General features: G+C 38.9%; 25 protein-coding genes and 1 riboswitch. Of the genes, 12 read left to right on the forward strand and 13 right to left on the reverse strand.

The genetic code is table 11. The annotated features are described in order from the left end of the window. Positions 1 to 63: 63 nt before the first annotated feature. The 5 genes from ACLGGR_RS05935 (at position 64) to bglH (ending at position 6,197) form a co-directional block, all read left to right on the forward strand. Positions 64 to 519, forward strand: a complete 456-nt coding sequence (locus tag ACLGGR_RS05935; protein ID WP_404841210.1) for a methyl-accepting chemotaxis protein — start codon at positions 64 to 66, stop codon at positions 517 to 519. A gap of 168 nt (positions 520 to 687) precedes the next feature. Further along, the gene (locus ACLGGR_RS05940) at positions 688 to 1,503 is read left to right on the forward strand and encodes a YwqG family protein (RefSeq protein WP_410972978.1); all 816 of its coding nucleotides are present in this window, start codon (positions 688 to 690) and stop codon (positions 1,501 to 1,503) included. Positions 1,504 to 1,738: 235 nt separating this feature from the next. Further along, positions 1,739 to 2,572, forward strand: coding sequence for a BglG family transcription antiterminator LicT (gene licT, locus ACLGGR_RS05945; protein ID WP_142946142.1), 834 nt, complete (start codon positions 1,739 to 1,741; stop codon positions 2,570 to 2,572). Positions 2,573 to 2,899: 327 nt separating this feature from the next. After that, positions 2,900 to 4,807 (forward strand): beta-glucoside-specific PTS transporter subunit IIABC, encoded by a 1,908-nt coding sequence (locus ACLGGR_RS05950; protein WP_323649273.1) that lies wholly within the window; start codon positions 2,900 to 2,902, stop codon positions 4,805 to 4,807. Beyond that, a complete protein-coding gene (gene bglH / locus ACLGGR_RS05955) occupies positions 4,779 to 6,197 on the forward strand; it encodes an aryl-phospho-beta-d-glucosidase (protein WP_410972691.1) in 1,419 nt (472 codons plus the stop codon). The genes ACLGGR_RS05950 and bglH overlap by 29 nt, the downstream gene beginning before the upstream one ends. Positions 6,198 to 6,419: 222 nt before the next feature. On the opposite strand, the gene asnB is transcribed toward bglH, so the two are convergent. Genes asnB through ACLGGR_RS05980 form a run of 5 tightly spaced genes read right to left on the reverse strand, consistent with a single transcriptional unit; the run spans position 6,420 to position 11,956 of the window. Next, a complete protein-coding gene (gene asnB, locus ACLGGR_RS05960; RefSeq protein ID WP_410972692.1) occupies positions 6,420 to 8,603 on the reverse strand; it encodes an asparagine synthase (glutamine-hydrolyzing) in 2,184 nt (727 codons plus the stop codon). 6 nt (positions 8,604 to 8,609) lie between these two features. Further along, the gene (locus ACLGGR_RS05965) at positions 8,610 to 9,998 is read right to left on the reverse strand and encodes an MFS transporter (protein ID WP_410972693.1); all 1,389 of its coding nucleotides are present in this window, start codon (positions 9,996 to 9,998) and stop codon (positions 8,610 to 8,612) included. Then, positions 9,995 to 10,984 (reverse strand): GNAT family N-acetyltransferase, encoded by a 990-nt coding sequence (locus ACLGGR_RS05970; protein ID WP_081125108.1) that lies wholly within the window; start codon positions 10,982 to 10,984, stop codon positions 9,995 to 9,997. The genes ACLGGR_RS05965 and ACLGGR_RS05970 overlap by 4 nt, the downstream gene beginning before the upstream one ends. Then, positions 10,981 to 11,238: a PqqD family protein gene (locus ACLGGR_RS05975; protein WP_081125105.1), complete on the reverse strand. Its 258-nt coding sequence runs from the start codon at positions 11,236 to 11,238 to the stop codon at positions 10,981 to 10,983. Before ACLGGR_RS05975 ends, ACLGGR_RS05970 begins: the two co-directional genes overlap by 4 nt. Continuing rightward, positions 11,228 to 11,956: a class I SAM-dependent methyltransferase gene (locus ACLGGR_RS05980; protein ID WP_081125102.1), complete on the reverse strand. Its 729-nt coding sequence runs from the start codon at positions 11,954 to 11,956 to the stop codon at positions 11,228 to 11,230. The genes ACLGGR_RS05975 and ACLGGR_RS05980 overlap by 11 nt, the downstream gene beginning before the upstream one ends. 883 nt (positions 11,957 to 12,839) lie before the next feature. Here ACLGGR_RS05980 and ACLGGR_RS05985 point away from each other — a divergent pair. Continuing rightward, on the forward strand, positions 12,840 to 13,832 hold the full coding sequence (locus ACLGGR_RS05985) for a JmjC domain-containing protein (RefSeq protein ID WP_047202926.1): 993 nt from the start codon (positions 12,840 to 12,842) through the stop codon (positions 13,830 to 13,832). 152 nt (positions 13,833 to 13,984) lie between these two features. On the opposite strand, the gene ACLGGR_RS05990 is transcribed toward ACLGGR_RS05985, so the two are convergent. The 5 genes from ACLGGR_RS05990 to ACLGGR_RS06010 all read right to left on the reverse strand — a co-directional run bounded on the left by ACLGGR_RS05990 (position 13,985) and on the right by ACLGGR_RS06010 (position 20,139). Then, a complete protein-coding gene (locus ACLGGR_RS05990) occupies positions 13,985 to 15,106 on the reverse strand; it encodes a 5-methyltetrahydropteroyltriglutamate--homocysteine S-methyltransferase (RefSeq protein ID WP_024423919.1) in 1,122 nt (373 codons plus the stop codon). Between the two features lie 88 nt (positions 15,107 to 15,194). Further along, positions 15,195 to 15,307, reverse strand: a riboswitch (SAM riboswitch). A gap of 82 nt (positions 15,308 to 15,389) precedes the next feature. Continuing rightward, positions 15,390 to 16,709 (reverse strand): gluconate:H+ symporter, encoded by a 1,320-nt coding sequence (locus tag ACLGGR_RS05995; protein ID WP_410972694.1) that lies wholly within the window; start codon positions 16,707 to 16,709, stop codon positions 15,390 to 15,392. 51 nt (positions 16,710 to 16,760) lie between these two features. Continuing rightward, entirely contained in the window at positions 16,761 to 18,182 is a 1,422-nt protein-coding gene (locus ACLGGR_RS06000) for a four-carbon acid sugar kinase family protein (RefSeq protein WP_410972695.1), read from the reverse strand. Between the two features lie 7 nt (positions 18,183 to 18,189). Further along, a complete protein-coding gene (garR, locus tag ACLGGR_RS06005) occupies positions 18,190 to 19,083 on the reverse strand; it encodes a 2-hydroxy-3-oxopropionate reductase (protein WP_410972696.1) in 894 nt (297 codons plus the stop codon). Positions 19,084 to 19,281: 198 nt separating this feature from the next. Further along, entirely contained in the window at positions 19,282 to 20,139 is an 858-nt protein-coding gene (locus tag ACLGGR_RS06010; protein ID WP_185907650.1) for a MurR/RpiR family transcriptional regulator, read from the reverse strand. Positions 20,140 to 20,300: 161 nt separating this feature from the next. Here ACLGGR_RS06010 and ACLGGR_RS06015 point away from each other — a divergent pair, with 161 nt between their 5' ends. Continuing rightward, on the forward strand, positions 20,301 to 20,978 hold the full coding sequence (locus tag ACLGGR_RS06015) for a DUF3298 and DUF4163 domain-containing protein (protein ID WP_410972697.1): 678 nt from the start codon (positions 20,301 to 20,303) through the stop codon (positions 20,976 to 20,978). Positions 20,979 to 21,061: 83 nt separating this feature from the next. Here ACLGGR_RS06015 and ACLGGR_RS06020 read toward each other — a convergent pair whose 3' ends face one another. Both ACLGGR_RS06020 and pepT read right to left on the reverse strand, forming a co-directional pair. After that, complete coding sequence (locus ACLGGR_RS06020) at positions 21,062 to 21,241, reverse strand: hypothetical protein (RefSeq protein WP_039182574.1); 180 nt, start codon at positions 21,239 to 21,241, stop codon at positions 21,062 to 21,064. A 289-nt stretch (positions 21,242 to 21,530) separates the two neighbouring features. Then, a complete protein-coding gene (gene pepT, locus ACLGGR_RS06025; protein ID WP_142946149.1) occupies positions 21,531 to 22,763 on the reverse strand; it encodes a peptidase T in 1,233 nt (410 codons plus the stop codon). Positions 22,764 to 22,989: 226 nt separating this feature from the next. Here pepT and ACLGGR_RS06030 point away from each other — a divergent pair, with 226 nt between their 5' ends. The 5 genes from ACLGGR_RS06030 to ACLGGR_RS06050 all read left to right on the forward strand — a co-directional run bounded on the left by ACLGGR_RS06030 (position 22,990) and on the right by ACLGGR_RS06050 (position 26,397). Beyond that, on the forward strand, positions 22,990 to 23,313 hold the full coding sequence (locus tag ACLGGR_RS06030; protein WP_034321782.1) for a WXG100 family type VII secretion target: 324 nt from the start codon (positions 22,990 to 22,992) through the stop codon (positions 23,311 to 23,313). A gap of 4 nt (positions 23,314 to 23,317) precedes the next feature. Continuing rightward, positions 23,318 to 24,514 (forward strand): DUF6861 domain-containing protein, encoded by a 1,197-nt coding sequence (locus ACLGGR_RS06035; protein WP_142946151.1) that lies wholly within the window; start codon positions 23,318 to 23,320, stop codon positions 24,512 to 24,514. Between the two features lie 12 nt (positions 24,515 to 24,526). Then, complete coding sequence (locus ACLGGR_RS06040) at positions 24,527 to 25,285, forward strand: hypothetical protein (RefSeq protein WP_410972698.1); 759 nt, start codon at positions 24,527 to 24,529, stop codon at positions 25,283 to 25,285. A 21-nt stretch (positions 25,286 to 25,306) separates the two neighbouring features. Beyond that, a complete protein-coding gene (locus ACLGGR_RS06045; protein ID WP_410972699.1) occupies positions 25,307 to 25,834 on the forward strand; it encodes a YfjD family protein in 528 nt (175 codons plus the stop codon). A 98-nt stretch (positions 25,835 to 25,932) separates the two neighbouring features. Next, positions 25,933 to 26,397 carry a helix-turn-helix domain-containing protein gene (locus ACLGGR_RS06050; protein ID WP_142946153.1) on the forward strand — a complete coding sequence of 155 codons (465 nt, stop codon included), beginning with the start codon at positions 25,933 to 25,935 and terminating at the stop codon, positions 26,395 to 26,397. A gap of 63 nt (positions 26,398 to 26,460) precedes the next feature. Here the strand turns inward: ACLGGR_RS06050 and ACLGGR_RS06055 are convergent, their stop codons facing one another. Then, on the reverse strand, positions 26,461 to 26,808 hold the full coding sequence (locus tag ACLGGR_RS06055; protein ID WP_039182556.1) for a helix-turn-helix domain-containing protein: 348 nt from the start codon (positions 26,806 to 26,808) through the stop codon (positions 26,461 to 26,463). Positions 26,809 to 26,892 lie beyond the last annotated feature (84 nt).

The following is a 26,892-nucleotide window of genomic DNA, read 5'->3' on the forward strand; positions in this document are numbered from 1 at the left end:
AATCAACAACGATTAGATCACATCATGACGGAAAGCAACGAAGCTTCCGAAAAACTAGTCGCAATGGTACAGCAGGTTGCCGCACATTCAGAGGAACTACAAGCGACAAGTGAACAAATTCTACAAAATACGAAAACCACTGTCGAAAATTCCTCTAAAATCAATCAAGTGTCCAATCTCATCAAAGGTATCTCTGATCAAACAAATTTACTTGGACTCAACGCATCAATAGAAGCTGCAAGAGTAGGCGAAGCAGGAGCAGGCTTTGGAGTGGTCGCAACAGAAGTGAGAAAGCTGTCAACTCACGCGAAACAGGCGACGACTGATATTGAAACAGCCCTAAAAGATGTGCAAGGATCGATCAAAGGAATGGAAGAAGAAATTGCGCAAATTGTTGCTTCCTCTGAGCATCAGGCAGAGCTAGTAGGTACTTTTACAAAAATTATTGAAGGTCTTCACGAAACAAACGAAACGATGAAAGCATTAGCAAACGACTTAGTAAACTACCAAGTGAAATAAAAAAACCACAAAACCTCCAGCTGAATCGGAGGTTTTTTTACATGTGAAGAGGAGAAACTTGTTAGGATTTTGACCGATTTATCACTGACAGGCAGGGTACACTTCTGTATGATAGAAAAAGAGATAAAAGTTTTGTCATTAGACCTATTCATAAGGAGGAAGATCATCGTGACACAATCAGCAAAGCTGCAGGAAATACTTGCACCCTACCGTCAGTTGTTAGATGAAACTGAAAAACCAATGATTCAATTGCAGATGAAACAAGGAAAAACAGGACCATACGACAGCAAAATAGCTGGTGATCCTTACTTCCCCAAAAACGACGAATATCCAGTTGACGGCGAAGGACATCCTATGAAACTTTTGGCACAAATTAATTTCGGCCAGCTGCCGAAGCTGAAGGATTATCCAAAAACAGGACTTTTGCAAGTTTTTATTTCTGTGCATGATGATCTTTATGGGATGAATATTGACCATAAAACAGAGCAAAAAGATTTTCGCATCAAATTTATTGAGGAACCTTTCTTGGCAGAAGAAGAGTTAATGACTGATTTTTCTTTTGTGAAAATTCCAGATGATTTTTATTTTCCTGTTACAAAGGAAGGCGCAATTACAGGTGAATTATCAAGCGAAACGATCAGTGTAGGAGATTTCCGCTTTGAAAAAGTCACAGGAAAGAACAGCTGGGACCTATTTGAAGATGCAGATGGTGTTAATGGCGATGAAGCGGATGCCCTGCTGGATGAGTTTTATGAAACAGCGAGTGGCTTTGGTCACAAATTGGGCGGGTATCCAGGGTTTACACAAGAAGATCCGCGTACCTATGTAGATCAAGAACATACCGTTCTGTTATTACAAATTGACTCAGATGATGAAGTAGATTTGATGTGGGGAGATTGCGGTATTGCCAACTTTTTTATCAAACCAGAAGACCTTAAACGAAAAAATTTCGAGAATGTCGTCTATAATTGGGATTGCTCCTGATTTTGTAAAAAACACACTTTAAACACTCTATATAGAGTGTTTTTGTGTATGTTTTTAGACATTTTTGCCCCTATTTCGTCATTTTTGAGAGGTAATATGTCATTCTTTCTAGTTGACCGTATCAAAAAAAAATGTAAAATCATCTTAAAGTCCTCTTTTTTGAAAATAATAATAACATGACATATCAATCAACGATAAAATGCTCGAAAAAGCGGAATGTACTGGGGGTTATCAATTGATCATTTCGAAAGTAATCAATAATAATGTTGTCAGTGCGTATGATGACGAGCAGCATGAGCTGGTCATTATGGGCAGAGGAATCGCGTTTCAAAAGAAAAGCGGAGACCCAATTGACGAAGAACGTATCGAAAAAGTATTTTCCATTCAAAATAAAGATATATCAGAAAAATTCAAAACCCTGCTTTATGATATTCCAATCGAGTATATGCAAGTGTGTGAGGCGATTATTGAGCATGCGAGAACAACTCTTAACAAAAATTTAAATGACAGCATCTATGTGACGCTGACGGATCACATCACCTTTGCCATTGAACGTCATCAAAAAGGAATGGACATCAAAAATGCCTTGCTCTGGGAAATCAAACGGCTGTATAAAGATGAGTTTATATGCGGTTTAGAAGCTATTCGGATCATTGAGGACAAGCTTAATATCCATCTTCCTGAGGATGAAGCCGGCTTTATTGCCATGCATATTGTCAATGCAGAGCTCAATGAGGAAATGCCAAACGTTATTCAAATCACCAAACTCATTCAAGATATTTTAAACATCGTTAAGTATCACTTTCAAATTGATTTGGACGAGGAATCATTAAATTATTTCCGTTTTGTGACGCATTTGAAGTTTTTTGGGCAGCGTCTGTTTAACGAAACACAAATGGAAAATCAAAATGAGTTTCTGTATGAAGTGGTAAAAGAGAAAAACACCGCAGCTTTTCAGTGCGCCGAAAAAATTAACGATTATGTTCAAAAAGAATACAACCGAAGTCTCATAGAAGATGAAATGCTATATTTAACTTTGCATATAGACAGAGTAATAAAAAGAAAATAAATTCAAAAAGAAAGCGTTGACATCACAAAATTAACATGATAATTTATAACTATAAACTAAATAACCCACAATCTTTTAGGATTGTTACTGGTCAAGCAGGCAAAACCTAAATCATTGTCCCTATCTTTGATAAGGCATGATTTAGGTTTTTTTATATCTAAAGACTTATAAAAATTAAATAACGATCAATCGCTATGAAGGATTGTTACTGGTTAAGCAGGCAAAACCTAAATATCGATTAATGTCTGAATCGCTATTTCTCGGACATTAATGGATGTTTAGGTTTTTTCTATATCAAGATTAAATCAACGATTGGAGGGTAATACAATGAACCACAAACAAACAGCAAAAGAAGTGCTAGAACTTGTCGGCGGTGAAAAGAATGTTAAGCACGTCACGCATTGTATGACAAGACTTCGCTTCAACTTATACGATGAAAGCAAGGCGGATAAAGAGAAACTGCAATCAACAGACGGCGTCATGGGCGTCAATCAAAGCGGAGGTCAATATCATGTCATTATTGGCAATGATGTCTCAAATGTCTATCAAGCGATGATTGCTGACTCAGGTCTATCAACTGATGTCAAGTCAAGCGGTACAGAAGAAGCGTCAAAGCAAAATGTGATATCAAAGCTTTTCGATTTTATCTCTGGTGTCTTCACACCGATTCTTCCGGCTATCGCTGGAGCCGGTATGATCAAAGGGATTTTGGCACTGATGCTCACGTTCCAGTGGATATCAGATAAAAGCAGCACGTATGCCATTTTAACAGCTATCGGAGATGGAGCCTTTTACTTCTTACCGATTCTACTAGCTGTAAGCGTAGCCAAAAAAATTGGCACAAATCAGTATATCGCGGCTGCCATTGCAGCAGCAGCACTGCACCCGCAGTTAACCGCTTTACTGGGCGCAGGAAATACAGAATTTCTAGGCTTGCCAGTGGTTGCCGTTGTGTACTCTTCATCGGTGATTCCAATTCTACTCACCATCTGGCTCGGCTCTTATGTTGAAAGATTCGCAGAAAAATATAGTCCGAAATCATTAAAGATCATCCTTGTTCCAACGGTCACACTTCTTGTCGTTGTACCAATTATGCTCATCGCGGTTGGACCGCTTGGTGGAATTATCGGAAATGGCCTTTCAGGTGGAATTGATTTACTGTTTAAACATGCAGGTATTTTGGCCGGACTCTTAATCGGCGGATTCATGTCACCATTGATCATTACGGGCATGCACTATGCACTGCTTCCAATCATGATCAACAACATTACGTTAAACGGTTTTGACTACATTCTTCCAATGATGTTTGTAGCGAATATGGCACAAGCAGGCGCAGCATTCGGTGTCTTCTTAAGATCAAAAAACAAAACATTCAAATCATTGGCGATGTCTACAAGTATCACAGCCTTAATGGGTATTACTGAACCTGCTATGTATGGTGTGAACATGCGATTGAAAAAACCGTTCCTTGCAGCCCTCATTGGTGCAGCAGCAGGCGGCGTGTTCATGTCAATCTTTAAAGTAAAATCATATGTGATATCTGGATCAGCAGGCCTCCCAGGTCTCCCAACATTCATTGGACCAACATTTGTCTACTCAATCATCGGTTTAGTGATCGGATTTGTTGTAGCAACGATCATGACACTTGTTCTAGGATTCAAAGATGTACCAGTGAAAGATGATACAAAAGCAGACAAACCAGAAGATAAGAAAGACACAGCAGCACTTCAAAATGAAGTGGTACAAAGCCCGCTTGAAGGTCAACTAAAGCCGCTCAATCAAGTAAATGATGCAACATTCTCTAATGAAATCATGGGTAAAGGTGCAGCCATTGTACCAACAGTTGGGCGTGTTGTAGCACCTTTCAACGGCAAGGTTGAAACCATTTTCCACACAAAACATGCCATTGGCTTGAAGAGCGAACAAGGTACAGAACTTCTCATTCATGTCGGGATTGACACGGTAAAACTTGACGGAAAGTATTTTACAAGTCATGTGCAGTCTGGTGATCTTGTTCAAGCAGGAGATGTGCTCGTTGAATTTGATATAAAGGGTATCCAGCAAGAAGGCTATGATGTCACCACACCTGTTATTGTGACCAACACGAATGATTATGCACAAGTTGATGCGAAAACAGATGGAACGATTACAGTGAAAGAGACACTGCTTACAGTCAGTGTAGAAGAAAAAGAGGAGGGTATTCAACATGAACAAGTTAGAAAAAACATTTCCTAAAGGTTTCTTATGGGGCGGCGCTGTTGCGGGCAACCAAATTGAAGGTGCTTATAATAAAGATGGAAAAGGCTTATCGACAGCTGATGTATCACCAAATGGTATTATGCACCCATTCGATGAATCAATGAAAGACCTTAACTTATATCATGATGCAATCGATTTCTACCATCGCTATAAAGAAGATATTGCACTCTTTGCAGAAATGGGATTCAAGTGCTTCAGACTATCCATTTCTTGGCCGCGTATTTTCCCAAATGGCGACGATGCGGAACCGAATGAAGCAGGCCTCGCTTTTTATGAAAAAGTATTTGATGAACTGCATAAGCACGGAATTGAGCCAGTTGTCACTATTTCTCACTATGAAATGCCGCTCGCACTTGTGAAAAACTACGGCGGATGGAGAAACCGTAAGCTTGTGGATCTTTATGAAACATACGCGAAAACATTGTTCACTCGCTTTAAAGACAAAGTGAAATATTGGATGACCTTTAATGAAATCAACGTTGTATTACATGCGCCTTTCACTGGCGGCGGACTTGTATTTGAAGAGGGTGATGACGAGAAAAGCATTCAATATCAAGCAGCGCATCACCAATTTGTTGCAAGTGCTTTAGCTGTCAAAGCAGGACACGAAATCATTCCTGATGCGAAAATCGGCTGTATGATTGCAGCGATGACAACTTATCCGTACAGCTCAAGACCAGAAGATATGTTTGCTGCAATTGAGCAAGACCGTAAAACATTGTTCTTCTCAGATGTACAGGCAAGAGGCTATTACCCAGGTTACATGAAACGTTATTTCCTTGAAAATGACATCAACATTGAGTTCCAAGACGGGGACGAAGACATTTTAAGAAACCATACAGTTGACTATATTGGCTTCAGTTATTATATGAGCTTTGTGACAAGTACAGATCCAGAGATTCTTGGACAAGTGACTGGCGGTAACCTATTTGAAGGTGTGAAAAACCCTTATCTAGAAGCAAGTGATTGGGGTTGGCAAATTGATCCGAAAGGGCTTCGTACGACACTGAATCAGCTGTATGACCGCTACCAAAAACCATTGTTTATCGTAGAAAATGGATTGGGTGCTGTCGATCAAGTAGACGAAGACGGATCAATTCAAGACGATTACCGAATTGATTACCTCAGAAGCCATTTGCTAGAGGCGAGAGAAGCGATCGCAGACGGAGTTGACCTGATCGGTTATACAAGCTGGGGCCCAATTGACCTTGTCAGCGCATCAACGGCTGAAATGAAAAAACGCTACGGCTTCATTTATGTTGACCGTGATAATGAAGGAAACGGTACATTAGATAGAAAGAAAAAGAAAAGCTTCGATTGGTATAAACAAGTGATTGCGACAAATGGTGAACATTTGGATTACTAAACAGAGAAAATATTGTTTCGTTTCTTTAAGGACATATGGTGTCTTGAAACGGTGAAAATAATACAAAAACAATTTGAATCAGGCATTATCATTCTTTGGGTCTCCTCTAGAGGCATGATGGTGATAATGCCTTTTTTATGAAAAAGACAAAATTGAACAAAAAATAAACCACACTTTAAATTGTTGCGTGGTTCAAGTAAATCATATGCTCTTCGAATATATTTATTTAAGCTTTTGAAGAGAAGTTTTGATCTTCAATTCGATAATACCTAGTAATATTGCTTCTTCAAGTATTTCTTTTATATCTTCAAATTTTAGATTGTTTCGAGATAAAATATCCTCTATGGATTTGATGCCATTGATATTACTTAAAAAGGTAAACCATTCATAATCATCGCGTGAATCAACAAGGTATTCAATGCTATTATTAATAGTGATATATAATAAGTTATCCTCATGCAAAGGCATTAAAACATCTATGTTTTCTTTTAGTATTGGAACGTGTAATGTATTAATCGTTAGAGCATCGTCTTGGTTTAAGTGTAACTTGTGTATATTTCTTTTTGGAGGAATGCTAATTTTATTTGTGCCCTTAACTTTTACCGATAAATCACTCGACATTTGTTCTAACATTCCCATATTGATTAACCGTGTTAAGAACTCAATATTTTCTAAGTCATGATGATTTTCAATGGTTTTTGCAAATTGATAGATGGAATCTATATTAACAAAACTATTTTTATTAAAAGCATAATCAATTATTTCATAATTATTCTTCTTTAGGATATTCAAAATTAAATTTCTAGTAGACTTAACCCCTTTCCCATAAAAAAATGGAACTTTAGGTCTCTTTACTAATGTTTCGGGAATATCTGTATATTTTAGAAGACCTTCTCTAAGTATGTTTTTATCAAAAAAAAGATCAGCATACTTGTTTTCTTCAACACCAAGTGTTAGCTCAATGAGATTGTGGTCTAAGAAAGGAACCCTATTCTCTATATGGTTCCCAGCAGCAATTCTGTCTTCCATCCAGCAGTTATACATCTGAATATCTCTATACTTGGAATAAACATAGTTTAAGTAAGGATTGTTTTTGGTCTTAAAAAAGTTATTTTTTAATAAACTTCCTTGAAATAAATTATCCCATGTATTAATCGGGTCATTCAGTAAATTCTTTGCTTTGTTTTTATCCAAAATCTTTAACGATTGCATGAAAGTGGCCCAGGTTGGATCCCTTTCAGAAAAAAGTTGGCTATATCCACCATTAAATTCATCACTACCTTGCCCAGTTAATATTACTTTTATATTTGGATTCGAGTGTTTTGCGAATTTATGAAGATGATATTTATAGAGCTGCTCGGCACTACAATAAGGACTCTCACATAACCATAAAAGAGATTTCCAATCATCGATACTATAGTCCATAGTATACTCATTAAAATCAGCAAAGTGTTCATTAAAATGATAATGCTGTGCGGCTTTTAAAGCATACTCTGCATCCCCGTTAATAATGGTACTTCTACTTACAACAGAAAAGCTGTTGATCTCTGTATGTTTTGCTACAAAATGACCTATTGACACAGAATCAATACCACCACTTAAAAATAAACCTATATCTACATCACTCATTAAACATTTTGTTGAAGAAGTGTCTAAAAGATTTATATATTTCTCTATGATTTTATTTTTCGATAGGTGATGTGTAGGAATTTTGGTTATGTTCCAGTATTCTTTTGTATTCACTGTTTTATTTCTGAGGTTCACTTCGATGTAATGTCCACCTGGTATATTTTCAATCCCTGAAAAAAAGCTCCCCACGGGCGTTATGTTATTAGAAACATGCCCAGCTAACCAAGAATCACTTAAAGCTTCCATCCAATCAAATGTGCGTGGACAATTAGGATATTGCAATAAAGCTTTAATTTCTGATGCAAAGATAATACGTTCTCCCGTAAAGTTATAGAACAAAGGTTTAATGCCAAACCTATCTTTTATAAGATAAAGCTTCTGTTGAACTTTATCTAGAATACTGATTGCAAACATTCCATTTAAAAAATTCAAGAAATTTATTCCATAATCTTCATATAAGTATAATGCAATTTCACAGTCTGACCGGCTACGGAAAGCTCGTTTTCTTTTTAGTTTGCTTTTAAGATCATGATGATTGTATATCTCACCATTAACCATGACAATAATAGATTCGTCATGATTAGCGAATGGCTGATGACCATGAGTAATATCATTTATCGCAAGTCTACAAAATCCGAATGCTTCTCTTCCGTTTATATGATAAAATTCTCCATCTGGACCTCTGTAATTGATTTCTTCCAACATGTTTTTCATAGAAAGAACTTCATGTGAAGTAACATCATAATGAAACTTAACCAATCCAACTATTCCGCACATTAATGATCATTCCTTATTATTAAGTTGAATTTCTCCATTATTATCTACTATTTTTCGTCTATTTATTTTCGCTTCTATAATTACAATAAGCATTGAGCAGAGAAAGAAAACAGTAGAGGTGACACCAATCATCTGATAACCGGATACTGATATTTCTGTATTCGTTGATGATTGTATGATTGGAGCAAACAAGACACCCGCTACGCTTGCCGTGGTAAATTGAACCATCTGAAATAATCCCATATAGGTTCCTGTTTCAGTTTTTGGTGAAGAAGTTAAGGCTACTTTATTTTGAGCCGGCAGCACCATTACAGCACCAATACCACCTATAATGAACACCAAGACAAAATATACATAATGAAAAGAGTTTTCACCGGGGAGAATGCATCCAATACTATATATTGATAATAAAGTTAGACCAAATATCATCGTTTTATTTAATGACTTATCCACGCGTCTTCCACCCCATGCACCTAGTGAAATCATCACGATAGGGCTTGCAAGTAATACCATGCCTACTATACTAGCTTCATATCCTTGAGACATTCTAAAATAAATCGGGGTAAACGTAGCAATAGCATTTATGGATAAAAAAATAAAAAAACCTCTGAGCGCATTGATTAAGAATGGCCTATTACTCCATAAATCTTGGGGTATGATTTTTGTTTGGACTTTATTGAAAAATTCAACGTACAAAAATGAAGCAAAACCTGCAAAACCAATTAAAATCCAAACGTCACTTTCACTAATAAATATTCCTTGAATGGATATAAAGGTTATAAGTAAGCTTAAAGTTCCTACTATAGGTAAATTTCCAAAAATAAATTTAGTTGATGTTTTAATATTAGGAACTAGTATCAACCCTAGAACAAGTGCTATCAATCCAATTAGCCCTAGTAACAAAAATATCATTTGCCATCTCATACTCTGTATAATCAAACCGCCTAATGATGGACCTAACAGCGCTGATGCAGCCATCACTGAACCTTGTAATCCAAATGCCCAACCAATTCTATCTTCACTAAATATGCTTCTAATAAGCACAGCTTGCACTGGAACAATCATAGCATCAGCTAAACCTTGAAGAGATTGCCCTACCAAGAACATTCCCCAGTTAGATGAAAAAGCACTAAGCAAGCAAGAAATAGTGAATAAGCTTAACCCTATTAAAAACATTTTTTTAACATTTGTCATTTTGGCCATGATGCCAAAAAAGGGCATGAAAACCCCGAAGAAAGACCAAAAAGCGATGTTTCTCCACTGCATGACTTCATAATCAATATTATAAAATTGAACTAGCTCAGGATAGGCTATAAATAACATGGTAGTACTCATTGAACTAGCAAATACTCCGAGTGAAATCGCAATAACAATCAATCTGCTTTTTATAGTCATTGTATCAACCTTTTTTCAAATTCTAATTCATCTTTGACATGTATTCCGTAATTTCCTATAGAGGGAATTGTAGGTTTAACCATTCTTGCTTTATCAATTGCACCAATATAGATGTTTTTGAAAGAATATCCCTTTCTTTGATAAAACCTAATTGCATTTAAGTTATCATTACTAGTGATTAAATTAATAGAGTGTATATTTTGTGTTTTTAGATTTTGTTCTAACTCAAAAAGTAATCTACTTCCAACACCATGGTACTTTTCTAGAGCCTCCAAAGTCAGGATTTCTGCCTCTTCTTTGAATATTTTGTAAACTAATATTCCTACTATATAATCTCCACGTTTAGCCAACAAAATGTTTTCATTTAAAACATTATAAGTTGTTCCTTTAGACACCATAGTCGTTCCACCCCAATGTTCATTGAAAAAACATGTTAACCACGAGAAGTCTTTTGAACTTGGCTGAGTTACTGTCAATTCTTTTGAAAGAGGACATTTTTTTGACAGCTGGATATGGGCTACTTCTTTTTCATTCGCTTGATCCTCAGAAAAATGGATTGAGATGCCTAGTTTTTCGGCGTTTATTTGTGCAAGTTTTTGTGCATAGTTCGAAAAATCTTCAGGGTCAATACCAAAATAAAAAAAACTCTCAGGTGGATTCTTTTTGTACCACAGTTTGCTACTGATGACATATTCGTTTTGTTTTGTTTCAGTTATGCTGATATCATCATATAATAGTGCTCTTCCTTCAATAAACTCTAAGACAAATTCATCTAATTTGTTTTGAGTAAATAAACGGTTTTTTTCTTGAAAATATCCTATTTCACTTAATTTACTGTGAATCCAATTAATTAAATCATCCTCGTTTAGTTCATTATCTCTCGCTAGTGCCATTAGCATTGCAATGTAATTAACGATTGTTTTGCTTCTCTTAATTGAAATGTTTTTATAGATGTTTTCTAGAATATCGTTGTTAAGTTTATTCATTTTACATATACAACTTCCTTTTCAATTAATTGTTTACTCAATGCTTGCAGGTCTTCTATACAAGTTTGAACATCTGTATCATATTCTTCAGCAATTTCCGTTACTATTGAAATAAACTCTCTTTGCCCGTCAATTCGTTCATAAAAATCAGCAGCGACTTGATTTAGGGACATGCCTGGTTCGATAATGATACCTTTTAAGTACTTTCTTGTAACATTATCAGGATTCTTTATGAGAATTGTATTACTTTCCATTTGGATTCCCTCCATTCTTTTTTTCTATAACAAGATACCAAGATTGTGGCTTTGGCTCGTTTGTATCCATACTTGTTGGAATATCTCCAATTTCATCAATAACTTCCATAAATTCTTCAACAGAGAACTCTAAAGGATGGAATGAATAATTTGAAATACCTGCGCGTGTAAGCATTTCACCTACATGTTTTTCAGTATAGCTTTCTAAGAAGGCTTCCTCCAAAATACTTATATACTTTGAGTCTATTTGTTTTTTTAGGCTATTCAAGGAGAGTAAAGATATAGGGTGAGTATCAATAATGATGATTTTACCTCCCGGTTTTAGCACTCTATAGCACTCTTTTAATCCCTTTACTGGCTCTACCCAATGATGGAGACATGAATAAGAAACTAGTGCATCAATCGATTCATTAGCATACGTTAATGAATGAACATCTTGTATTTCAAAAATCACATTTTTTTTATTAAGACATGTATTTATTTGATTTTTGGCTAGTTCTAACATTGTTTTATTAATGTCAGTAGCATAGATAGTGGCATTTGAATTGTTACATAAATAATGTGTTAAATAACCAGGACCAGTTCCCATATCAACAATTGTCTCTTCAGAACCTGAAAGGGTATGATTTAAAATTTTATTACCTATCAACGGGTATATGTATAGTTGATTTTCTTTGACAAAATCATTATATAAATAACATTCATCATGAGTCAGCAAAGAATGAACACTCCTTTCATAAAGTGTTAGGGTATGAAAAAACAGTTATTAATGTCCACCAGCAACAACTACATTACGAATCTCAACGAGACGTGGAGTTTTATAAACTTTTTTCATGCGATTCACCTCCTTTATTATCCTTTTCTAAAAGGGTTTTATTGGATTAATGTCCACCAGCAACAACTACATTACGAATCTCAACGAGACGTGGAGTTTTATAAACTTTTTTCATGTGATTCACCTCCTTTATTGTCCATTTCTAAAAGGGTTTTATTGGATTAATGTCCACCAGCAACAACTACATTACGAATCTCAACGAGACGTGGAGTTTTATAAACCTTCTTCATGTAATATCCCTCCTATATATGTCTTAAATTTCAATTTCATACCCTAACGAAAGTCATGATAGCACATTTTTTATATTTTTTTCAATATTTAAACAATGATTTTTTTGACAAATTTTAAAGTTTATAAAGTGAAAAGTGATGAGTAAATTGCTGCTACAAAATAGAGTTAGAGTTTGTGAAAAAGAAATAGGAGAAAATTCAAAAAATGTCTAGAATCATGGGTTATTTTAATCTGAAGAGACGTTTATTGTTTTAGAGAGTTGTCTAACCACTGAATTTGAATTCTAAATGGAATAGGATAATCTTTTATGTTGTGATGATTATGCATACTAACAAACGTATAGGAATAATACCTTTAATCTCTTTTGTCCATAAGTCTTTTAAAAATAATTCTGTCGATCCTTGAATACATATTATTTTTTATGGGATATCTTTTGACAATCTATTATTTTTATCTGAATGTTAAGATTACTAGTTGAAATTGGATTTGCTTTTTGTATAATTGTATTTGGAAATATAAGTGTAGGAGGTAAATAATGAAAATAATAAATGGAAATATATTAGACGACGTTTTAAACGAGATGAGTTCTGATGAGTTTTTAAATGAATATTGGCCAAATAGTTTTTTACATAACAAAGGAAGTTTAGAACGATTTTTTTCAGTTCCTGGAATCGAAAGTATATCCAGCTTGGAGAATATTCTAAAGATATATAAAAATCCAGTAATGGTTGTTGGGGATGCAATAATTGAGGAGACAGGGGGGATCCTTAACAAGTTTTTAGTTCCACCTGAAGAGGCAATGAGTTGGTATGAAAAAGGAGCTGCCTTAGAATTTGATTTCACAGAAATATTTATACCAGAGCTTCGTGAATCTATTAACAAACTAAAATCACTGTTAGGTTTGCCTGAGGGAACAATGGCGAAAGCAGTATTGTACGCTGCTAAGGAATCAGCTGGATTTTCAGCACATTTTGATGCGTATTGCAATTTCATTTTTCAACTTAAAGGGAAAAAGAAATGGAAGTTGGCTGAAAATTTTAATACAGTAAATCCACTTCAACATTATGAATTAATCGAGGCTCCTCATTTGCCAGATCCATTAAAGTCGTATTGGAATGGTGAATTTCCTGATGAAAATTTATCTAATGGAAGGGAATTGATTTTAGATACGGGCTCATTTTTATTTCTTCCAAGAGGTTGTTGGCATTCAACTAGTTCTTCTGAAGAAACCATTGCATTAAACTTTACCTTCGGTCAGCCAGCTTGGCTAGATCTAATTTTAATAGAATTAAGGAATCGACTGATTCAAAAAGACGAATGGAGAGAGCTGGTGAATATTGATCTTTTGGATGAAAATGAACGAAAAAAGATAGAAGAAAAATTAAAATCAATGATAAATAATTTGCCAAACGATTTCAGGGGAATTTCAGTAGGGGATATTCTGGCAAGAAAGAAAGATGACTTAGATGTATATCAATCTACACAACTTGTTGTAAGACAACTTATGAGTATAAAAGATGGTTTTTAAGAAGATAACTTATGTTCATTATCTTCTTAACTCAACTATAGAAGTATTACGATTAAACTTAGCATAATGTCGATTGAGATGACAAAAAATAAAGAACCGCTAAAAAAAGCGGTTCTTTATTATGAAGGTCAGCTTTTTCTGTAAGTTTCCACCTATTTCCACACTTGATCAGCAATCTCAATCACATGACGCAGCTTTTCCCATTGCTGCTCTTCTGTTAACAGGTTGCCTTCCTCTGTTGAGGCGAACCCGCATTGTGGACTCAAACAAATCTGGTTAATGTCCACATATTGAGCTGCTTCCTCAATGCGTTTTTTAATCTGTTCAACCGGCTCAAGCTCTCCGTATTTTGAAGTGACAAGGCCTAGTACGATTTGAAGATTTGGGTTCTTCACATATCGAAGGGGCTCAAATCCGCCAGAACGATCGTCGTCAAACTCTAAAAAGAGACCATCAAGATCTAAGCCGGCAAAAATTGTTTCTGCCGCTGCTTCGTAACCACCTTCAGCTGCCCATGTCGATTTAAAGTTACCTCGGCAAATATGCATGGTGATCACCAAATCCTCTGGGCGGTCGGCAACAGCTTCATTGATTGTCTTCGCAAACGATTCACGAAGTTCATCTTCTTCACGGCCAAAGGCTTTGATTTGTTCGTGGCCTTTTTCAGAAAAGAACACCGCCCATGCTGTATCGTCCAGCTGCAAGTAGCGGCAGCCTGCATCATAAAAAGCACGGATGGCTTTCTTATACGCCTGTGCCACATCATGGTGGAATTCCTCTAAGCTGTCATACACCCCTTCTTCAAGCTTTCCACGGAAAAAGAGCATATTCGGACTTGGAATCGTCATTTTAGCCGTATGATCACCAGCGATGCTGTGAAGGAAGCGATAATCCTCCAGCATTGGATGATCTGTAAAATCGATCTTGCCTGTTACCTTGATACCTCTAGCTTTTGTCGTCGTATTATGAAATTGAATGCCCTGATCTGCTTCAAATCCTTCAACCCCATCGAGTCCTTCAAGAAAGTCAAAATGCCACCATGCACGTCTGAATTCGCCATCTGTGACAACCTCTAACCCAATTTCTTTTTGTTTCTCTACAATACGTGTAATTTCTTCGTTTTCAATTTGTCGGAGCTGCTCTGCTGTCAGCGTACCGTCTGCTTTTTGCTTGCGTGCTTCCTTGATGCGCTCTGAACGAAGTAAACTTCCTACTTGATCTGCGCGGAATGGTGGTTTCGTTGTTTTCTTTCCAATGGTTTGTACTTGTGTCATGCTGAATCCCTTCTTTCTTCAAGTTAAAAAATCAAATAAAAAAGCTCTTCCTTGGATAAGGAAGAGCATCATATACTGTGAGAACTCTGCCTTATCTTCAAACAAGCATATGCTTGCTTAAGGAATTAGCACCATTCTGTTCCTAGGAACAGCGGTTGCCGGGTTTCACAGGGCCAGTCCCTCCACCACTCTTAATAAGGTTACCTTTTGATTCAATTTTCTTAATAAACACAATTATTCAACCTTTTCGAGAAAAAGTCAATGGTTTTTACAATTTAATTTCCTACATGAACAAATCAGCAACAAGAACACCAGCTAGTCCGACAAGTGAAAGCACGGTCACCATCAATGTCCACGTTTTAAAGGTTTGGGCCATCGATAGGTTAAAGTATTCTTTATAAATCCAGAAACCCGCATCATTCACATGAGAGAACGTAATACTGCCGGCACCTGTTGCGATCACCATTAATTCAGGGCTGACACCTGTCAGGCCAATCAGTGGTGCAGAAATGCCGGCCGCCGTGAGACCGGCGACAGTGGCTGATCCTAAAGAGACACGAAGGACAGCAGCAATGAGCCAAGTCAGAAGCAGGGGAGAAAGTGTGCTTCCTTGCATGATCCCTGCAATGTATTGATCGACGCCGCTATCAATGAGCACTTGTTTAAAGGCGCCGCCGCCTGCAATAATTAATAGAATCATAGCAATAGAGCCGATAGAATCCGTGATGGACTTCATCACATCCTGCATGCTTTTTCCTCTTCCAAGCCCAAACGTGTAGATGGCAAGCAGCACTGAAATTAATAGTGCAATCGCCGGTTCGCCTAAAAACTCAGCGGTTGGCAGCAATGGGGAGGATGGGAAGAAAATTTCTAGAAAAGCTCTGAATGTCATAAGCAATACAGGCAAAACAGCGGTGAAAATGCTAATGCCGAACCTAGGCATTTCTTCTTCTGTGAATTCCTTTGGATTAAATAAGTTCTTTGGAATATGTGCGTGCAGCTGATCTTTTTTAAATAGTTTCGTAAACAGAAGTCCGCCTACTAAAACAGCAGGAATCGCTAAAATAATCCCAACCAATAAGGTTTGTCCCATGTTTGCTTGAAAGACATTCGCAATGGCAGTCGGTCCTGGGTGAGGAGGGAGGAAGCCATGTGTGGTGATGAGTGCAGCGACGAGCGGCATACCCACATACAGCACAGGAAGTCTTGCAGCTTGGGCGATCGTAAAGACTAATGGAATTAAAATAATGAATCCGGTTTCATAAAATAGAGCAATTCCAATCACAAATCCAGTCAGCATCGTTGCCCATTGGATTTTTCCGATGCCAAATCGGTCAATGAGTGTCATCGCAATACGTTGAGCACCGCCAGAATCAGCCATCAATTTACCAAGCATCGCTCCAAAACCGAGAACGAGTGCCAGGTGTCCGAGCGTACTGCCAAGTCCTTTTTCGACGGAAGCGATCGCTTCTAGTGGTGTCATCCCTTCTAACACAGCAACAATTAAAGAGACAATAATCAAAGAAATGAAAGCGTTTAACTTAAAGACAACCATGAGTAAAAGCAACAACAAAACGCCAAGTCCAATAAACACTAACGACATGATCTTTCCTCCTTTGTGGTGCATAAGGGGGCGCAAAACACCCCCTATGCCTTATCCTTCAAGTATGTCTACAGCTTCTTTTAACGTATCCTTTGACCCAACATTTCCCGGGAAAATCACATAAGACATGAAAGGAAATTTACTTTCTTCTCCTGTTTGCCAAACGGGGATACCTGGTTTGATTTGACCTGCCACGGTCGCACGTTTTACGCTAAGTCCTCTTGTCCCAATATCGCTGGAGGTAATTCCACCTTTGGCAATGAGATACTTAGGACGAATGGTGAGACGCTGGACAATACTTGTCACAGCATCACTAATCTGTACAGAGAGCTTTAATTCTTCCTCTTGGCGATCATCTCCAAGATCAAGCCGTTCTCTTCTTGTATAAACAGCCACAGATTGATCTGCTGCCAACATTGCTTCAGTTTGCTGAATGACGCGGTCAATTTCTTCGTGAAAGGCTTCAGGCTCTAACACGAGGTGGGTATTAAATTCAATAAAAGCCATCTCTTTATTTTGTTGCAGCACTTTTAATTGTTCTGTTGTTTTTTTCACATGAGAACCGATCATAATGAGACCACCATGCGGGCTTTCTTCTTGTATCAAGTCATCTCTTGTTAATAAGGCTTGATCCCCTATACCGCCAAGTACTTTTGTGAGCGCCGCCGCACTTCTGAACATCAGCTGCTGTCCTGTTTGAATGGCTTCGATGAGAGCGGTGACAAAAACTTTGACATCGTCATAGTCCACCGCGTTTACAACCACCTTCTTGAAATCCTTCACACCCATGAGCTGCTGTTTGATTTGATCAATGCGTAAAGCCCGCAGATCAGCTAACGAAATGTAGGTAGTGTTCTCTTTTGTGAACATTCCTTCTGACTTTTCTTCAATCCATTCTCCAAGGTGAGAGGCTTGAAAGCCGAATGTACGGTCTCTTGCAAACTCTGTGTCACCAGCAGGAATTAATTCGTGTCCTTCCTGTACGTAATGAATATTGTCGATCGTAAAGCGTCCGCCTTCTTGGAAAAAAGGAAGAAGGATTTCACCATCGAACTGACGGGAGCTTTGCTGTTCAATGGTCGTTTTGAGTACTTCAGTTTCAAGCGGAAAGTGTCCACGAAGAGTAGAATCTCCTCGGCTGACAATGATGAAGTCCTGATCAAGCCGTTCAGCCACCTTTACAATGGTTGATGCGATTGTTTCATGCGCAGCGGCAGTTTCTTTCTCAGTCATACTGCGAGAATTGGTCAAAATAAAGAACATGCGGCTGTCTTCAAGAAAACCAGCTTCAATGCTTTCTTCTGACCATTCGGTGAAAACAGAGACGCCATGTACGGTTTGAATTCCTGTTGGATCATCGTCTAATACAATGACTTTATGCTGAAAGTTGCTCAGTGCTTGTTCGTATGCTGATTGAATGGCTTTTGAATCTGCTTTCGGAATGGCATTTAGTATGTCAGTGCTTTGCTTCATGACCATCTCATCCTTTCTTTACTTCGACATGAGCCATTTTTTCGTAATATTGAACGATGCCTCCATGATCAAGCCCGGATTTTCCGTCCGCTTTGAGGGCGTGGAAGATTTCAAGCAGCTGACTAGAAAGCGGGAGAGGAACACCGATATCATGAGCCGTTTCCATGACATTGGTTAAATCCTTCAAGTTGATGTCGATGCGTCCGCCAGGTTCAAAATTTCGTTCTAAGATGAGAGGGACCTTTGCATCGAGAACGGCGCTTCCTGCCAGTCCGCCGCGGATCGCTTCATACATTTTATCAATGGCAATGCCTGATTTAGCGGCTAGAACGAGCGCCTCAGACATGGCGGCAATATTTAAGTTGACGATGATTTGATTGGCTAGCTTCGCTGTTGTCCCGCTTCCATTTGCCCCAACTAATACGACCTCAGTGCCCATCGCAAGCAGGACATCCTTCACTTGCTCAAAGATGGATTCTTCGCCGCCAGCCATGATGGCTAGTGTTCCGTCTATTGCCTTCGGTTCTCCGCCGCTGACAGGTGCATCGATAAATTCCACCTGATGCTGTTTGGCAAGAGCAGCTAAAGCTCTGGAGGTTACAGGAGAAATTGAGCTCATATCTACGATGACAGTGCCAGGTGCGGCTGTCGTTAAAATGCCATGATCACCTGAAACGACTGCCTCTACATGCTCTCCTTTAGGAAGCATTGTGATGATGATATCGCTTTCAGAAGCTGCCTCAGCTGCTGAAACAGCACCTTTTGCTCCGGCTTCTTGTAACGATCGAATCGCTTCCTCATTTAGGTCAAAAACCGTCAAAGTATGACCGGCTTTTAATAGATTGAGTGCCATAGGTTTTCCCATAATACCTAGTCCAATGAATCCAATCTTCTTTGTCACGTTGTCTGCCTCCTATATAGAAAACCCTTACAAAAAGCGCTTTCTTTTCTTTGTGTTAGTATATATACTATCTTTTAAATTTGATAGTAGGAAATAAACTATTGTTCATTTAATGTACATGACGTGATAGGAACGTGTCAACGGCAAATATGATAAAAGTCACAAAAAAAGACCGGAATCAGCTCCGGTCTTTTGCGTTTATGTTTTATTTTTAGCTACAGCTAATCGAGATCGTTTCACGTTTTCAATGGCATTTGATCCTAGCTCTAAAACAGCGGCGACGTATAGTACATCAATGATCACAAGCTGGTTGATACGGGAGATCATGGAGTCCGATCGATAGGTTGTCTCTCTTGAAGAGCTAAGCAGATGAAAGTCAGACTGCTTTGCGAGCTCAGATTTCGGATAGCTGGTGATAGAAGCAACCTTTGCTCCTTTTTCTTTTGCAAACTGTACGGCGTCAAGAATTTCTCTGCTCTCTCCTGAATGGGAGATTGCGACGATAAAATCGTGTTCCGTGGCGTGTGTTGCAATCATATTCATCATATGCGGATCACTGCATAGGCTCACTTCAAAACCAAGCTGCAGGAACTTATGATAAGCATCTCCAGCAATAAAGCTGGACGCACCTGCTCCAAAAAAGACGGTTTTATGTGCCTGTTTCATGTGTTCAATGAATTGCGTGACGGCATGATCCTCTAAAATATGCTTCATATCTTGAATAGAGTTTGTTGTTAACTCTATGACCTTATGTTTAATGTCAGCTACACTATCGGTTGCCTCAATCTCGCCGTATATGGATTGAGGGGTATTGGTCGCAATATCCTGTGCAACATGGACACGAAACACTTGATACGATTCATAGCCAATTTTCCTTAGAAACCGAAAGATCGTCGTTTCACTTGTACTGCATTCAGCAGCGAGTGCACTTATAGAATGAAGCACAACTTTCTGTGGGTTTTGTAAAATGTAATTGGCAATCTTTTTCTGGGTTGGGGACAAACTATGAAACGTCGTCCGAATGTGACTAAAAATATTCTCTTCTATGATAAACACCACACTTCATCTAGCATTCTACATTAAGCATACAGGAACTTATGAAAACGGTAAACAAACCCGAGGTGGAAAAAGAAAGAATAATATGGAAAAAATACTTCTTTTGGTTCTTTTGTCATGGTATACTCATTTGGTAATAGACAAAAATGGGGGTTTTTACTATGATAATGAAAAAAGGCCTAACGATCAGCCTGCTCATTTTCTCACTGATTGTTTCCTTGTTTGCGCCAGTTGGATCTGCGGATGCCAAACAAGCAAAAAAAGCAAAAGTAAGTACACACTATTATAAAAAGAAAAAAACGTTCAAATATGCACAGGTGAAAAACCTAAGCAAGGCGCATATGAAAACCATCAATCGTGATTTAAAAGAAGATATCGCTTTCTCTTATTCTACGTACTTGTTTTTAAAGGACGAAGCGAAAAAGGAAGGCTACGGGAAGGTCACGTATGAGAGAACGTATAAAACGAAATTTAACAATGGGAAGAAACTGAGTATTTTAAACTATGATTACATGTATAACGGTGGAGCGCATGGGGATACGATGGTTTCCAGCATGAACTATGTGTTAACAAAGAAAAAAACAAAGCAGCTGTTCTTGACAGATGTTGTGAAAACAAAGAAAAAGCGTACGAAAGTAAGAGATTATATTTATAACTACACAAAGAAACATAAAAGCAAATTCTATGCGAACCTGAAAAAAAGTGACATTGAAATCAACTACAACACGCAGTATTACTTCACGAAAAAGGGAATTGCTGTTGTCTTCCAGCCATATGAAATTTCACCTTACTATGTAGGAATTCCTATGATTCAAGTTCCTGCGAAGGTATATAAATAAAAAGAAAAACGACCATAAAATGTGGTCGTTTTTTGCTGTTTATTCAACAAAAAGAGCCCCTCATGAGGCTCTTTTATTTGGATTTATACTTGTTTAGGTGCCTCGTTTAGTGGGTGACGGCGTTTTCCGTTGTAGTGGCGGCGCATACGAAAGATTTCAAACTCCGAAAGCTCTGCGCTTTTTCTTTTTTGGGTGCGGTTATCTTTTTTGAAAGAGAATAGTAAGTAGCAGCAAAGTGAAGCGATAATCAATAAAATCATCATATGACATTCCTCCAATTCATCCTATTCTTTAAGTGTAGACAGGGTGAGTGATGTTTATAACTGAAAATAAGCAGCAGAATCAGTTTAGTTCTTAAGGTTCATTCGATCTGCTATTTTAGGTCTAAAATACTGGTCGTTTTTAACTATTATATTTCCAGTTATTTCACTCGTCAAGAAGAATTTTTTCTGGGGTTGTCTCTATTAGTACGAATAAGTGTCATAAAAGTTTCAGAAAATTGTAAACTTTTATTAAAAAACCGTTCCCGAACAGGAACGGTTGTAAACATGTCTATGCTTTTTCTTCAAATAAACGGGCAATTTCAACGATAACTTCGGTTGCTTTCACCATGTTTTCAACGGAAATAAATTCATATTTACCGTGGAAGTTTTCCCCGCCAGTAAAGATGTTTGGCGTTGGTAGACCTTTATATGAAAGCTGGGAGCCATCTGTGCCGCCGCGGATTGGTTCAATGACAGGTGTTACTGAGCGGTTTTCCATGGCTTCATGAGCAATGTCTACAATATGTTTTACCGGCTCAATTTTTTCTCTCATATTATAATACTGATCCTGAATGCTAAGGGTGATGCTGTTTTCTCCGTAGGTGGCTTTTAAATCATTTGCTATTTTTTCAAACAGTGCCTTGCGATTGTTGAATTTCTCTTTATCAAAATCACGGATAATATATTGCAGCTCAGCCTCTTCTACTTCCCCTACAAATTTCGTCAGGTGGAAAAAGCCTTCGTAGCCTTCTGTATATTCTGGAGATTCGTCAGAAGGCAGTTTGTTGTGAAAGAGCATTCCGATTTTCGCAGCGCTGACCATTTTGTTCTTTGCTGTTCCTGGGTGGACGTTGTTTCCTTTAATGGATACTTTCGCGCCCGCTGCGTTGAAGCTTTCATATTGCAGCTCGCCAAGCGGCCCTCCGTCAATTGTGTACGCATAGGTAGCACCAAAGGCATCAACATCAAACTTGTGCGGTCCTCTGCCAATCTCTTCATCTGGCGTAAAAGCGACGCGGATTTTTCCATGCTTGATGTCTGGGTGTTCGATGAGGTAATGCATAGCAGTCATAATTTCTGCGATACCTGCTTTGTTATCTGCACCAAGCAGGGTTGTGCCATCTGTTGTGATCAGCGTATGTCCTTGGTACTTTTTTAAATTTGGAAACTGTTGTGGAGATAAAACGATATGTAGATCTTCATTTAAGGTAATGTTGCCGCCTTGATAGTTCTCATGAAGCTGCGGCTTTACATTTTTGCCGGTGAAGTCAGTGGCTGTGTCAATATGAGCCAGGAAGCCAATGGTCGGCACGTCTTTGTCTGTGTTAGACGGAATTGTTCCCATGACATAGCCGTTTTCATCCATAGTCACTTCTTGAATCCCAATGGATTTCATCTCTTCAACAAGCTGTCTCGCTAGGTTCAATTGTCCTTCAGTAGATGGGCAGCTTTCCTTTTCTGCATCCGACTGCGTATCTACCTTCACATAACTTGTGAAACGCTGAATCATTTCCTCTTTCATCTATACGTCACTCCTTTTGTAGAATACGTCCATTTTATCACGTCTTGAATGCGCTTCATAACAAGAAAGGCTTTCTCTGGCAATTAGAGAGGAAAAAGGCCTACTTTCCTTAGGTAATGTGCTGAATGGTTCTTTAGGGTGATTTTTTTGGGTGTCTTTTTATTTATAATGAGGACATATAAAATCATCCATTTGTACGTTAAATTGGGAGAAAGGGGTGCGAAAGTTGGATTCTAGTCAAACGTTGGCACTCGCTCAAAAGTTTCAGGAAGCGGCCGATGAGATTCGGCAGTCAAAGCAGCTGCTGGAGAATCGGCTGAAGGCAGTAGGATCAGGCTGGCAGGGAGAAGCAAGGAATAAATTTGATCAAAGCTTTGAAGAAACAACGGCACGCTATGATCAATTTGAAAAGGATTTGCTTGAAACAAGTCAGGAACTTCGGGATGCAGCGGTCAAAATTGAAGAGCGTAAAGCTGAAATTGCCAGAATGGAAGAGCTTGAGCGAAAGAGACGAGAAGAACGGAGAGAAAGAAACCGAGAAGGGAGATGATGTGATGGCACGTGACATTGTGGTTGATCCAGATCAGCTGACAGGGCTGGCGAATGATTTTGTAGGCGAGCTGTCAGCCATTGAAACGAAGCACCGCGATTTACATAGTGAACTGGACGGGCTGATTTTAGGCTGCGATCCTCGGTATAGAAGCTGTTTTTCTGGTGTCGGGGATGCATGGGGAGCAGGACAAGCATTAATCAGTAAATTGAGCAGTGATGATATTGCGATTCGTCATGCAACGGATAAAATGGTCGAAGCGGATGATATATTGCGGAAAATGTACAGCATCTATGATCAATATGGTACACTCACGAGCTTAGCTGGTATCGTGATGATGCAGGCGAAATATTACGGGCTTGGGATGACGACCTTCATTAAAGAGAATGGCCGATATGCAGCGCAGCATTCAAAGCTGCTGCTTGATCTGACCAGCCGGGTAGAAGGAACGAGATTTGACCGATTAGCAAGGATTTGGCTGAGTAAAAAAGAATTATTAAAACGATCGAACTGGCCGATGGCTGACTTGGTCCATAAGAAATTCACAAAATTTTATCCTGACGATACCGTTGCGTTCACAAACAGTGTCCGTGATTTTACAAAAGGAAGTATCAATTGGAAGGACACGGCTGCGATCAAGTCTGTTCTGAAAAATGGTGCAAGATTTGCGAAAGGAAATGCCATTATTGCAACGGTTGTCACTGGTGCAACAGAAACGGTTGGCTGCGGGTTAAAAATTGCCGAGAACTATGCTGAATTCGGTGATCAGCCAGAAGTCCTTAAGCGTGAAAATGCAAAAGCTGTTGGAAATGCAGTGAATAATACGGTCTTTATCGCTGGCGGTTCTGTCGCAGGTGCTGTTGTCGGGGGCGCTCTTGGAAGCTTTGCAGGTCCGATTGGAACTGTTGTTGGCGGAGCCATTGGTTCAGCAGTAGGTGGATTTATTGGAGAAAAAGTCGCCAAGCTGACATCCGGTTTTGCTGAACAGGTCGCAGTGAAATTAAAGGACCCGATTCATGCGGTCGTGGACAAAGGGAAAAAAGCATTCGAACTGGCGGGTCAAGGTGTAAAAGCAGTCAATGATACCATTGATCAGGCAAATCAAGTGATACATAAAGGGATAGAAAAAACAAAAGAAACCGCAGATTCGCTCATAAAGGGTGCAGGCGATTTCTTTAAGGGTGCATTTTCTTTTGGATAAGGAGAGATCAAGTTGGATCAGCTAAGTCTAAGTATTGAGGAACTCATCTTTAGTTTTTACAGTGAAGGCTATTTTGAACAAGGTATGTCCTTAAAGGAGGCTTATTATCCTGAAGTAGAGGACGAGCGCTTGGGGTTTTTATTTGAAATTGCGTGCCGCTCTTTACTTGCAAAAGGTGTACTGGAATTTCGAAACAGACAATACCGTTATAAAGCAGAATACCGCCATTTCATTCAGGCGATGAATGATGCCTCTCACACGATCAAGGCATCTAAATTTGGAGACACAGACGAAGAAGTCAGCACCTCTTTTCACACAACACAGGCGGGTGTATATGCGCATCATACGCTTTATGATCAACAAGTGCATCAGATTCGCAAGCTGAACAGCGATCAGCAGGCAGAGGAGCAAGTGACAGCCTTTTTCAACATACAGATGAATGATCACCCTGAACCTGTCATCAGCCTGCAGGCAGAGGAATTTGAAATGCTGTTAGAGCAAGCAAGTGAAGCGAAAAATGAGTGGCCATCCTTCCTGAATAAAGCAGAGAATCAAGAGCTCGTGAAGGCATTTGTTTCTGATATACAGACGAGAAAAGGAAAGATGGACTCCCTCATGAAGGTCGTCTATGACAAAAATAATACACCGGATGTGGAGTCCATGATATTTGTGATTCCAGGTGAGAACCAATCGTGGCTTATATCAGGAATAAAAGAAAATCAATTTCGCATTGAGACGGCTCATCGAGACGGGTTACGTTCTATATTCTAATGGAGAAAAGGAGAATGACGCTTGAATCCAAGTGAAGTAATAGAAGTAAGGAGCAGACCTTTTTTAAGAGTATGGGCATTCTTAGCAACGGGCGGCTTCGGTATCATCGGTATTTGGTTATTTTCAGAAGCCCTTACATTTGAATCGAACTATACATTGTTTTTATTTTTAGGCGGGCTATTAGGTATTGTCTATGGCTGGATCTCCTTTTTGATGATTTTGCCGGCTTTTACGAAGAGGGGAAATGTGATTTTTCGCATTCAGCGCGGAGAGAATGGCGCTGTGCTGCATCGGGACCGAACGATCCCTTTTCAAGATATTCAATCAATTGACATGCGCAGGCATCGTTACAGTATAAGAGGATTTCTTTTCATGGATGTGCTCATTCGGAAAGTAGATGGGAAATTGATCAAAATTCCGGCGTACAGCATTTTAGATGAAGAAGTATTTGAGCAGACCGTCAAACAGGAGATCTATCCATATTTACATCAGACAGCCCAAGAAAATTGGAGACAGCAGCATGGCCAGGGAGAAGAGAAGACCGACTAAGCTGTTTTTGTCAGAATTCGATAGGGTGAGGTGCCACTTTTTCAAAAATATCGTGTATGATGTCAGTAAAGACTGAACACTCGGAGAGGTGATGAGAGATGGATAAAGAGATGGTAATCGACCTCGTCACAGAACAAATGGCACGGATTCGAAAAGAAAAGAATTATACGCAGGATCGCATGGCGGAGGTACTAGGTCTATCGAAACGGCATTTACAGCAGGTTGAAAAAAACAGGCTGCGTCTCAATTGGACGCAAACTGCGGCCGTATGTGCATTATTCAGAGATAGTGACATTCTAAAGGGGACACTAGGGGATGACCCGCTTGAGATTCTGGAAGTTGTGGCACATGATGAATTACATCTATCAGTTGAGCGTACGATTGGCGGAAAGGTTTGGTGGAGGACTTCTGTCAAAAAAGGCACGTTTCGCCTTCAGCAAAATGTACTTAGTCAGCATTACCGCATCTTAGATGAGGAGAATTATCGCTATTATAGTTCGTTTAATAAAGAAGAAGCGAAGCGGCGGCTAGAGGAATTAAGCCGGCTGTCTTCTCCATATTGATCAAAAGCTGATTGGAAAAGGAAAGAGAGGCACCTGTTTATAAGGTGCCTCTCTTTTCTGTGTTTATACTTTTAGAGTGTTTTTCGCCCGAATAAAGGCAACAAGCTGTTTGATTTCTTCATCATTTAGGGGAACGCCGTCTACATGAATGGTTCCTTCTTTTGCTTCCGTCAGTTCAATTTTGATATCAGAGATTTTGCGTTGTATCTCTGGCTCGTCCGTTCTACCAAGTAAAAAATCAATGGACGTATCATACAAATCAGCCAGCAGCTTCACTGCTTCAAGCGAAGGTCGTCGGTACCCAGATTCGTAACCGGCATAGGTGCTTTTGGCGATACCTAGGCGATCTGCCGTATGCTGGAGAGACCATTTTTTCTTTTTTCTAAGGGTGGTTAAACGATCGAGTATCATACATGAACGCTCCTTTATTTACAACAACAGTATATCATATTTTGGCATAGAATGTACGCGTTATGCGTAACAATTTCTTGATTA

This window comes from Bacillus sp. BD48 (assembly GCF_046566805.1).
Classification (GTDB): domain Bacteria; phylum Bacillota; class Bacilli; order Bacillales; family Bacillaceae; genus Bacillus; species Bacillus safensis.